The organism is Longimonas sp. (assembly GCF_046498435.1).
GTDB lineage: Bacteria > Bacteroidota > Rhodothermia > Rhodothermales > Salinibacteraceae > Longimonas.
In genome coordinates, this window is the sequence record NZ_JAWOAR010000024.1 from 23,339 (window position 1) to 34,110 (window position 10,772).

At 63.7% G+C, this 10,772-nt stretch carries 9 protein-coding genes; 3 read left to right on the plus strand and 6 right to left on the minus strand.

Going from position 1 to position 10,772, the window contains the following annotated elements:
• Positions 1–41: 41 nt before the first annotated feature.
• The 3 genes from R6U20_RS01030 to R6U20_RS01040 all read right to left on the minus strand — a co-directional run bounded on the left by R6U20_RS01030 (position 42) and on the right by R6U20_RS01040 (position 2,643).
• A complete protein-coding gene (locus R6U20_RS01030; protein ID WP_410336012.1) occupies positions 42–779 on the minus strand; it encodes a metal ABC transporter ATP-binding protein in 738 nt (245 codons plus the stop codon).
• Between the two features lie 32 nt (positions 780–811).
• Positions 812–1,738, minus strand: coding sequence for a metal ABC transporter solute-binding protein, Zn/Mn family (locus R6U20_RS01035; RefSeq protein ID WP_410336013.1), 927 nt, complete (start codon positions 1,736–1,738; stop codon positions 812–814).
• Between the two features lie 239 nt (positions 1,739–1,977).
• Complete coding sequence (locus tag R6U20_RS01040; protein ID WP_410336014.1) at positions 1,978–2,643, minus strand: metal-dependent transcriptional regulator; 666 nt, start codon at positions 2,641–2,643, stop codon at positions 1,978–1,980.
• Positions 2,644–3,229: 586 nt separating this feature from the next.
• Here R6U20_RS01040 and R6U20_RS01045 point away from each other — a divergent pair.
• Positions 3,230–3,526 (plus strand): hypothetical protein, encoded by a 297-nt coding sequence (locus tag R6U20_RS01045; RefSeq protein WP_410336015.1) that lies wholly within the window; start codon positions 3,230–3,232, stop codon positions 3,524–3,526.
• Between the two features lie 126 nt (positions 3,527–3,652).
• Here R6U20_RS01045 and R6U20_RS01050 read toward each other — a convergent pair whose 3' ends face one another.
• Positions 3,653–4,129, minus strand: coding sequence for an NUDIX hydrolase (locus tag R6U20_RS01050; protein ID WP_410336016.1), 477 nt, complete (start codon positions 4,127–4,129; stop codon positions 3,653–3,655).
• A gap of 210 nt (positions 4,130–4,339) precedes the next feature.
• Between R6U20_RS01050 and recG the strand changes: the two genes are divergently transcribed.
• Together recG and R6U20_RS01060 are read left to right on the plus strand one after the other, a co-directional pair.
• Positions 4,340–6,439 carry an ATP-dependent DNA helicase RecG gene (gene recG / locus R6U20_RS01055; RefSeq protein WP_410336017.1) on the plus strand — a complete coding sequence of 700 codons (2,100 nt, stop codon included), beginning with the start codon at positions 4,340–4,342 and terminating at the stop codon, positions 6,437–6,439.
• 135 nt (positions 6,440–6,574) lie between these two features.
• Positions 6,575–6,862 carry an amphi-Trp domain-containing protein gene (locus R6U20_RS01060; protein ID WP_410336018.1) on the plus strand — a complete coding sequence of 96 codons (288 nt, stop codon included), beginning with the start codon at positions 6,575–6,577 and terminating at the stop codon, positions 6,860–6,862.
• A gap of 395 nt (positions 6,863–7,257) precedes the next feature.
• On the opposite strand, the gene ptsP is transcribed toward R6U20_RS01060, so the two are convergent.
• Together ptsP and dhaL are read right to left on the minus strand one after the other, a co-directional pair.
• The gene (gene ptsP, locus R6U20_RS01065; RefSeq protein WP_410336019.1) at positions 7,258–9,822 is read right to left on the minus strand and encodes a phosphoenolpyruvate--protein phosphotransferase; all 2,565 of its coding nucleotides are present in this window, start codon (positions 9,820–9,822) and stop codon (positions 7,258–7,260) included.
• Between the two features lie 270 nt (positions 9,823–10,092).
• The gene (gene dhaL / locus R6U20_RS01070; protein WP_410336020.1) at positions 10,093–10,725 is read right to left on the minus strand and encodes a dihydroxyacetone kinase subunit DhaL; all 633 of its coding nucleotides are present in this window, start codon (positions 10,723–10,725) and stop codon (positions 10,093–10,095) included.
• Between the last annotated feature and the right edge of the window lie 47 nt (positions 10,726–10,772).

Consider the following 10,772-nt stretch of genomic DNA (forward strand, 5'->3'; position numbering starts at 1 on the left):
CCGCGGGGTCATGCGTGGAATGCCCCTGCGTCTTCTGCATGCTAATGCGCTTCCATCGTAGCGCGCATCTCCGTGCCGTAGGTGGCGCGCACATTGGCATCCGTAAAGACCGACGCCACCGGTCCGCTGGCAACGGCGCGCTTGTTCAAGAGCAACACCCGGTCGAAATAGTCGGGCACGGTGTGCAGGTCGTGGTGCACCACCACCACGGTCTTTCCGGCATCGCGCAGGTCGTGCAACAGCCGCATGATGGTGCGCTCGGTGGTGGCATCGACGCCTTGCAGGGGCTCATCCATCAGGTACAGGTCGGCGTCTTGCACCAGCGCCCGCGCCAGGAATACGCGCTGCTGCTGCCCGCCCGAAAGCTGACTGATCTGGCGGTCGGCATAGTCGAGCATGCCTACGTCGTGGAGAGCCTCGCGGGCCTGTTCCTTCTCGCGAGCACCCGGACGCCGAAACCAGCCGAGTTGGCCGTAGAGGCCCATCAGCACCACGTCGAGCGCGTTGGTGGGGAAGTCCCAGTCCACGCTGCCCCGTTGCGGTACGTAGCCCACGCGGTGTTGCTGCGCGGCGTACGTATCCCCAAATACTTGAACGCGCCCAGAGGCCACGTGCACCAGCCCGAGCACCGCTTTGAGCAGGGTGGTTTTGCCCGCGCCGTTGGGGCCCAGCACACCCGTTACCGTGCCATGGGGCACGTTCAGCGACACATCCCAAAGTACAGGCGTGTCGTGATACGCAACGGTACAGCCTTGAATGTCGAGAGCGGCATCAGTCATGAGAGCACGCTGTTGAATCCAGCAAAAAAGCGTTAGCGGCGGGCTGTTGTGGGGGCGGCAGAATCCGAATCAGTCAGACCCTCCACAATCGTGTCGATGTTATGCCGCACCGCGCCGATGTACGTGCCAGTTGGCGTGCCGGCATCGCCGAGGGCATCGCCGTAGAGGGCATTGCCGAGCTGCACCTCGAAGCCGCGGCTGCGCACCGCTTCTTGCACCGCCTGCAGCCCACGCTCAGACACCGATGTCTCCGCAAAGATGGTCGGGATCTGCCGCTCCGCAATGAAGCCAGCCAGCGCCTGCACATCAGCGGTGCCCGCCTCCGAATCTGTTGAGATGCCCTGCAAGCCACGCACCTCTATGTCGTAGGCGGCCCCCAGGTAGCGAAAGGCATCGTGCGAGGTGACGAGCACGCGCTGCGTTTCGGGGATGGTTGCGATCTGTTCACGGGCGTACGTGTCGAGCGAGTCGAGGCGGGCCGCGTAGTCGGCAGCGCGCTCGCGGTAGGCTGTGGCGTGGTCGGGGTCGAGGTCGGCCAGCGCATCGCCCAGATGCAGCGCAGCGCGGCGCCAGAGCGACACGTCGAACCAGACGTGCGGGTCGTACGCGCTTGCGTACTCGGTCGAGCCAATGCGCAAGCTATCGGGTACAGACGCTTCGGCCAGCGCCGTCGTAGAAATGCCGCGCCGATCCATTTCGGGGAAGAGATCGACCATCTTGCCCTCCAGATGCAGGCCGTTGTACACAACCATGTCGGCCCCGGCCATGCGCTGTACATCGCCCTCGCTGGCGTTGTACTGATGCGGATCGATGCCCGGCCCCATCAGCGTAGTCAGCGCCACCGCATCGCCACCCACCTGGCGCACCAGGTCGCCCACCACATTGGTCGTGGCCACCACGCTTACGCGGTCTTCCGAGGTTGAGTCGGCGCCCGAAGACGAGCAGCCCGCCACGAGCATGATTGCGCCTAAAAGCGCAGTACAGCCTCCCGCATTGCATATTACCGATCGTATCCAAACCATGCTGCGCATCCCACTAAACCCACGTACTGAACAGACATCGAGGCATTTTAGCCATGACTAAAAATATTTAGCCTTGCCTAAAAGTTCCAACAGGTACAGAGGGAAGCAGAGGCGGAGGCGACAGTGGACATCCGTTCCGCGCTCCGATTACGACATCGTTGCGTGTAAGCAGGGCCTCACCCTGTGGGGGACTTTACGAACACCTTATTCGCGACCGGATGGCCAATGATCGTCTCGTCCCCGTCGATTGCGATGACCATGAGCCCTTCCAGCGGACGCGTTTCGCGCACGTCGACGGCGATGCCGGGCAGCAATCCGCGCTGTTCCAGCAGGGTAAGCACATCGGCATCATCGTCGGAGACGTGGTCAATGACAGCGGTATCGCCCTCGGCAACGTCGGCCAGCGTGCGGGTGGAGAGCGCATCGACGGCGCCCTCGCGGGTGGGAATGGGATGGCCGTGCGGGTCGTGCGTCGGGTGCCCGAGCATCTCCTCGATGCGATCCTCGAACGTCTCTGAGATATGATGCTCCAGCCGCTCCGCCTCGTGGTGCACCGCCGCCCAGTCGAAGCCCATCACTTCTTTCAGGTAGAGTTCCAGCAAGCGGTGGTGGCGAATGACCTCCAGCGCCACCGCACGCCCGGGCTCGGTGAGCGTAGCTCCGGCGTACGCCTCGTAGTTGATGAACCCGAGATCGTCGAGGCGGCGCACCATGTTTGAGGCCGAAGCCGGAGCCACTTGCATGGCCTCGGCAATGGCCCCCGACGACACCGGCGGGCCGCTGTCTGTGGTCTCCAGCTTGTAAATCGTCTTCAAGTAGTCCTCGATAGAAGGCGTACGCATGGCAGCACACAGGCAATGGAGCAAGGTAGCATGTAGCCGACCGTACGCGATGCGTCTTTATAAGTTACGAGGAGCCCGCTACACGCAGCATCCCGCATCAGATCAGACCGCACGGCCTGCCTCAAAATGCGGATCGAAGACACGGTACAGCACGAAGTACACCTGCAAATCCAAAACAGATAAGCACCGAGATATGTAACAGAACGGACCGTTTCCAGGCCGTTACAGGTGGATAAACCAGCCCGTTACAGCCATGAAGACCCCACAGAGGTGCGGTGAACGTGCCGCGATTCAGGAGTGAAGCTGGGCCGAAACCGCAGGGAAGCGCTTTTGCTCGGTAACATTGCATACGGGGGATTCGTGATAGAGGGCGAACATGGGAGGCGCCTCCCATCCTATACGCGCCGCAGTTGCTCCGGAGAGCTGCGAGCGGCGCTACAGTTGCCTGCCTGTATATATAGGCGGCAAGCTGTAGCGGACATTCTATCTCTTTATTGTCCGCAAACCTAAATAGAGGAACACTATGAAAAACGCCCTGAAACCACGCGACAAACATTTTCTCATCGGAAACTTCATGAGAAGCCACATGCCGTTGGCTAAGCCCCCGGCGCGCGATCTCAAAGACATTGCGCTGTCTTCGGACCAGCTGCCGAAGCGTCTGCACGCCCGTACTGAACGCCGCGTGCAGCGTAACAAAGGGTACAACCGGTTCCGCCTGGCCGGATCGCTGGTTATCTTAGCACTCATGGCGCTCGGGCTGTATGCCAGCCTAACGACCGACACCAGCACGCAGACGGCCCAGACGCCTGCATCGACCCAGCAGGTGGCTCCCTCGGCTTCGAGCGTGTCTACCACCACGCCTATTCCGGCGCTGTTCAAATAGGCAACCATGTTGCCGCACGACGGAGTCTGCCGCGGTATGCATCCCCAAACCGGTCTGATCGTCACATCGCGTAGCCCAATCAGCGGCTCGCTGGCCCCATGCTGGCGAGCCGCTGCTGCATGGGGGCTACCCATCTACGGGAATCTGCAGCGCCTCAGGAATGCCCTGTGCGCACATCGAGGCCACCATCCGGGCCAGGCGCTGCTGCTCCGGCCATTGGAGCCGCCGCGTAGCCTCATCGACCGGTGCCCACGTCCAGGTGTCGTGTTCGTGGTTCAGGGTCGGCCTCCCATGAACCTGAGCAGCAAATGCCGGAATCAGATTGATGCGGTCGTGCTGCCATTCGTAGAACTGGTTGAGCGACGGCAGCGTCCAACACCGATCAGGGGTTAGCCCCGTCTCTTCCCGAAGCTCGCGGAGCGCGGCCTGCCAGGCGGTCTCGTCTGGCTGTATCTTGCCGCCCACCATGCGCCAGGTCCCCGCATACGACGCCTGCGGATGACGGCGCAGCAAAAGCAACTCGGGCCCATCGCCCCCCATCCGGTACGGATACACGTCAATCACTCGAACAGCGAAGCGGCGGGCGGAAGAGTCCGTATCCATTGCAGCAGGTAGAGTGTGTCAGGTAGGGTGTGTTCAGAGGTATAGACTGCGCTTGCCAGAACGGCGCTGCGATTCTCTGCGCCTCGCCTATCCAGCATAGTTCTAATGGACATTGCAGCAGCGCCCCATAGAAGGTAGAACCCAACGGGAGCATCATCTGTTTGCGCGTCTGACCAGTTGCCCGTCGCATCCCCCTGAACACGCCAGCCCATGAACACCAACATTCTGGAGCGCGAAGTGCAGTACCTGAAGGGCGTGGGGCCGAAGCGCGCCGACGCCTGGGCCGATGCCCATGGCGTGCGCACTGTGCACGACATGCTGCATTTCTACCCGCGCCGCTACCTCGACCGCTCTACCACCACCGGCGTGGGCGATCTGCACGAGGGCGAAGCTGCCACCGTCATGGGTACAGTACGGGCCTGCGATGTAGTGCCTGGCAAAAGCAATAAGCGCTTCGAGCTGATTCTTGAGGATGCCGAGGGCCAGCGCATGAAGGGCGTCTGGTTTCAGGGGCTCTGGTGGATTCGCAACACGTTCGAGGTGGGCGAACGCGTGGCCCTGCACGGCACGGTGCAGAAGTACGGACGCTGGTTTTCGATGACGCATCCCGACTTCGATCGCCTGAGCGACGAGGCGGCAGCCCTCGATACCGGGCGCATTGTGGCGCTCTATCCGGGCGGACAAGCCATGGAGGCGGTGGGCCTCACCAGCCGCTCCATTCGGCGTATCATCTACCGCTTCTTTCAGGAGCACGGGCTAAAGCTGGGCGAGCAACTCCCCGACTGGATGACGGAGCAGTACGGGCTCATGGAGGGCCGCGTGGCCTTGCGCGCCATTCACTTCCCCAAAAGCCAGGACGAACGCGCACAGGCGGTGCAGCGCCTCAAGTTCGAGGAGCTGTTCTACATCCAGCTGCTACTGGCCATCACGCGGCACGAGCGGCAGGACATCGCGGGCCCCACGTTCGATCCGCCAGGGCCGCTTACCACGCAGTTTGCGACGGAGGTGCTGCCGTTTGAGCTCACGGATGCACAAAAGCGCGCCGTACGCGAGATTGTGGCCGACACGCAGACCGGCATCCAGATGAACCGCCTCGTGCAGGGCGATGTGGGCAGCGGGAAAACCGTCGTCGCCGTGCTGGCCATCTTGCAAGCGTACGACAGCGGCTACCAGAGCGCCTTTATGGCACCGACCGAGATTCTGGCGGAGCAGCATGCTGCCAGCCTCGGCGAATACCTGGAGCCCCTCGACCTGCAGCCGACCCTGCTCACCGGCAGCCAATCCAAGACCGAACGCGAGGCGGCCCTCGAATCCGTAGCGCAGGGCGAAACGCCCGTGGCCGTGGGCACGCATGCGCTCATCCAGGAGGCGGTGGAATTCGACCGCCTCGGGTTGGCCGTAGTCGACGAGCAGCACCGCTTTGGCGTGATGCAGCGCGCGGAGATGTTCGAAAAGGGCGACCGTCCCCACATGCTGCTCATGACCGCCACGCCCATCCCGCGCTCCCTCGCCATGACGCTGTACGGCGACCTCGATGTCTCCCAAATTGATGAGATGCCTGCCGGACGCAAACCCGTGACCACGGTCATGCGTCGCGAGAAGCAGCGCGGCGATGTGTACGCGTTCATTCGCGAGCGCCTGCAGGCGGGCGAGCAGGCCTACGTGGTGTATCCGCTCGTCGAAGAGAGCGAAAAGCTCGACCTCAAAGATGCCGAAAGCGGCTATGCCACGCTGCAAGCCCAGTTTCCAGACTTTACGGTCGGACTCGTGCACGGACGCATGGGCGCCGACGACAAAGACGCCACCATGCGCGCTTTCAAAACGGGCGAAATCGACATCCTCGTGTCCACCACCGTCATCGAAGTGGGGGTGGATGTGCCGGGCGCTACCGTCATGCTCATCGAGCACGCCGAGCGGTTTGGCTTGAGTCAGTTGCACCAACTGCGCGGACGCGTAGGCCGTAGCGATAAGCAGAGCTACTGCATTCTCATGGCCGGATACAAACAGTCGGCCGAGGCTAAGCAGCGCCTGGCGGCCATGACGCGCACTACCGACGGCTTCGAGATTAGCGAGGAGGACCTGCGCATCCGAGGGGCGGGCGACTTCTTCGGCACGCGCCAGAGCGGCATGCCCGAACTGCAACTGGCCGACATTACCGAAGACACCGATGTCCTCGAAACCGCCCGCAACGCCGCCACCGCGCTCATCACCCGCGACCCCGAGCTTTCCGACGATGCCCACATCGCGCTCCGCACCTACTTCGACAAATACTACGCAGGCCAATCGATGGGCTTCTTGCGCGTTGGGTAGACCGCGCTTTGTGTGGACGCATTCCGGATTTTCGTGTCCGGGATTCCCCGATTTCGGAAGCGCTTCGGGATCCCCATTGCTGCATCGATGGTTTGATTTGTCTACTTACTTTTACATCAACCTACGGTGATGACTATGCCCGAAGAAACCCTGTTCAAAACAGAGCAAACGTCCACACGCGCCGAAGCCGCTGCCTACCTCCGCGCCATCGCTGACAAGCTCGATGCCGATGGCACTGTGCACCTGTCGGGTGGACCCGACGCGCTTGACATGACGATCCCCGAGCGCTTCGAGTTTGAGGTTAAAGCTGAGCGCGAAACGTCGAAGTCCGGCGGCACCCCCGAGCTCAGCCTGGAGCTGGAGTTCGAGTGGAAGGAAGGTGTCGAAACTGAAGCTGGAGGCGGCGCCCTCGAAATTAAATAATGCGTTGAGGGAAAAGACCCAGCAACGCGCTCATTTCGCCAGTCCATCCGCGCCAGTAGGCCATGTGCCTCGGTGCGGGGGGGCTGGCCGTCTCGTTGCAGTAGGCCCTTCGTTCCACCGGAGGTGCCGTCCGCTCCCCACTTCTTCGCCTCTGCTGTGTGTCTTGTGTGCTTGCCCGTTTCTCTGCGTGCATCTCCGTCGTGGCATCCTGCCAATCAGCTTTTAGGCTAATCGGGCGGGGCACGCTTCTCAACGCCCACCTCGCCACGGGGGACACGACCTTCGGTGGAGGGCACTGGATCCCGGATCAAGTCCGGGATGACGTGACCTGAAAGACGCTTCCTCCGCCGGGGCGCGATGCCAAGTTGGAAAACGCTACCACCGCACGTCCTGCACTACCCCGTCGCGATGCCGTGCGCGAACGCCTCGGGCAGGGCCTCGCGCACCAGCGCGCGGACCTCGCTCACGCGGGTACAGGGGAGGGCGTCGGAGGCCAGCGCCTCCATCTCGTCGTGGCGCAGCGCGCGGACGAGTGCTTTGGTGCCCGGCACCGCACCTGGATTCACGCTCAGGCTCGACACGCCCAGTCCCAGCAGCAGCGGAATCGCCATGGGCTGCGCAGCGGCCTCGCCACACACGCTCACGGGCACGTCGCCCGCCTGCTGCACCGTGCGCTGAATGAGGCGCAGCACCGGCGGATGCAGCACATCCGACAGCGCCGACAGATCGGCATGGCCCCGGTCGGCCGCCATCACGTACTGCACCAGGTCGTTCGTGCCAATGCTGAAGAAGTCCACTTGCGGCGCCAGGTCCTCAGCCGCCAGCGCACTGGCCGGGGTCTCAATCATGATACCTACAGGCAGCCGATCGGCGTGCGGCGTGTCGGCATCGGCCAGCGCTGTGCGGGCGGTTTCGAGATGCTGCAGGGCCTCTTCGACTTCGCCTGGCGTAGCGACCATAGGCAGCAACAAGCGCACCGGATGCGCCGCGCCCGTACGGAGCAGCGCACGCAGTTGGGTCTGGAAGAGTTCGGGGTGACGCAGCAGCACGCGAATCCCCCGAACGCCCAGAAACGGGTTGGCTTCGTCTGGAAATGAGAGATAGGGTAGCGGCTTGTCGCCCCCGGCATCGAGCACGCGTATGGTGACGGGATCGGTGAACGGTTGAACGGCGGCCTTCAACGCGGTGACCTGGTCGTTTTCGGCAGGCGGCTCCTCCGCATCCCCAAACAGAAACTCGGTACGCAAGAGCCCCACGCCCTCGGCCCCGCGTGCGGCGGCTTCGCGGGCGTCGGCGGGCTGACTCACGTTGGCTTGTACCGTAATGGCAATGCCGTCGGCGGTGATGGCGGGTTCTTGCGCGGCCTCGCGATGCGCCTGGGCCTGCTCGGCAGCAGCTTTGCGCGCGGCCTGAAGCTTCTCCACCTGCCCGGGCACTGGGTCGATCCATACGCGTCCGGCAGCGCCATCCAGGCCCAGCGAGGTGCCGTCGTCAACCTGCTGAAGTGCCGTGCCCACGCCAAACACGGTAGGAATGCCCTCTCCACGCAGCAGGATGGCGTTGTGCGCGGTAGGGTTGCCACCGGTGCACACGACGCCCTGCACATGGTCGGGGTTGAGATGCGGCACGACCGAGGGCGGCAGCGTATCGGCTACGAGGATGCAGGGATCGTCGGGCAGCGAAAGCGCATCGGCGGGCTCGTCGAGCAGCTCCAGGATGACGCGGCGGCCTACGTCGCGCACATCGGCGGCGCGGGCCTGCAGGTAATCGTCGTCGAGAGCGGCGTAGCGCTCGGCCAGTGCTTCGGTGGCGCCGTGCCAAGCGCGCGCGGCGGGCTGCCCCTCTTCGGTGATGCGGCGGCGGGCATCGCTTAGCAGTTCGTCGTCGTCTAAGAGCAGCGCCTGCGCGTCCAGAATACCGGCGGCCGACGCGTTGCCCGAGGCATCGGACTCCAGTTCGCTCTGTACGGAGGCCAGCACCACGCGCAGGCCGTCCCAGATCTCTTCAGGCGGGGCGGTTTGCGTGGTGGGCAGCTCGGGCAGCGCCGCACTGAAGCGCGCCGCCGGGGCCACGGCGGTGCCAGCCTGCACGGGAATGCCCTGCACCACGCCCTCGGGTGGTGCATCGGACTGTGGCGGTTTGGGTGTTGCGGATGCGGCGGGGTCAGGCGTTGTAGATTCAGGGTCGGGCTCGGTCTCCCCAAACCCGTCGCGGATGAGGGCTGTGAGGGCTTCCAGCGCGTCGGCAGCATCGGCGCCACGGGCTGAAAGCTGGATGCGATCGCCTTGTCGCGCCCCCAGCGTAGACACCGACGAGATGCTCGTAGCCGACACGGGTGCATGGTTGTCGCCTGTGCGCGAGAGCGTGATTGTGGCGTCGTACTGTCCGGCAGTGCGCACCAGTTGGGCGGCCGGACGCGCATGCAGTCCATGCGGGTTCACCAGTTCGACCACCGCGGTTTGGGCGTCTGCCGACGGTTCCGTGGTCGGCTCGTCATCGTCGGGCGCGCTTACGTCGGGGGTGCCGGTAGGCGAGGGGGCATCGGCGGCGGCATCGCCCACGTGGCGCTGCTTTTGCGCAAGTGCGTTCTGCGCTTCAAGGACGACGTCATCGACCGGACTGCCCATGCTGGCCTGGATCGCGGCGGCCATGGCGCCCTCCACAAAGGGAGCAGAAAGCAGGCGCGTTCGGGCGCGCGTCTCTTCGGGCAGCAGGTCGAGGGCGGTGTCGGTGCTTAAGAGCGCACTGCCCATATCGCCGAGCACGAGCACGCCGTCGGGGCTGTCGACGGATTCGATGGCCTGCATGATAGCCACGGCATTGGTGCCGAAGCCGGTGCCGTCGTCGCCCGCCCCTGCGGCTACGGCAATTTGCACATCGTCGTCGGCCATTTCGCGGATGAGAGGAATCAGCGCATCCGCAAGGGCCTGGCTGTGCGATACGAGAACGAGGCTTACCATAATGGTGCAGTGCGATTACCCAGCAGGATGGATGTGGACCCTGCGTGTGGGCAGGGCACCGGGGCGGTAGCGGCACAGCTTCTGCGCTGTGTTTGTATATGGTGGATGCGAACCTGTTACCACGTACAACGCCCCGTTTGCGTACCCGGCTTGTTTCCTACAAGTTCGGTAGGGATGTTTGTGGAGGCACAGCCTGTGCTTTCCCCTTTATACCTGTCTTCACACTCTTTATGCACGGGCTCTGAGCGAGAACACGACCTGAAACAGGTTCTATGTGCGATCGCTCCAGGCGGTAGCGGCGGCGTCGAGGAGGTAGTATGTGGAGGTGGCGCCGGGGTCTTGGTGGCCTTTGCTACGCTCGCCCAGGTAGCTGGCGCGTCCTTTGCGCGCTTCGAGCGGCGTAGTGGCTTCCATGCCCTTTTTTGCGGCGTTGGCTGCTTGCTGGATGGCTTCGGAAAGCGGCGTTCCATTTTCGGCGGCGTCTTCGAGGGCTTCAACGGCGGGAAGGAGCGCGTCGACCATCGTTTTGTCGTTGGGTTCGGCTTTGCCTCGGCGCTGCACGCCGTCGAGCCCGGCGCGGAAGAGCGCGGCCACCTCGGGCGTGCCGAGTTCGTCGTGCTGGGCGGTGGTTTTGCCTGCATCCATAAAGAGCGTGCCGTAGAGCGGCCCGCTGGCTCCGCCCGTTTTGGAGATGAGCGCCATGGCCACGGTGCGCATGGTATCGCTCATGCTGGCATCATCATCGATCTGGTCGACGGCGTGCGAGAGGCCGCGGTTCATGTTTTGGCCATGATCGCCGTCGCCAATGGCGGAGTCGAGCTTGGTGAGGTAGCCGCGCTCGTCGGCCACGCGGTCGGCAAAGGCACGAATCCAGGCGTGCAGGTCGGGGGCAGTCAAGGGCATAAGCAAAAGGTGTGGGTTTGAAGAACAGACGCCGCAGCGCGCGCGGC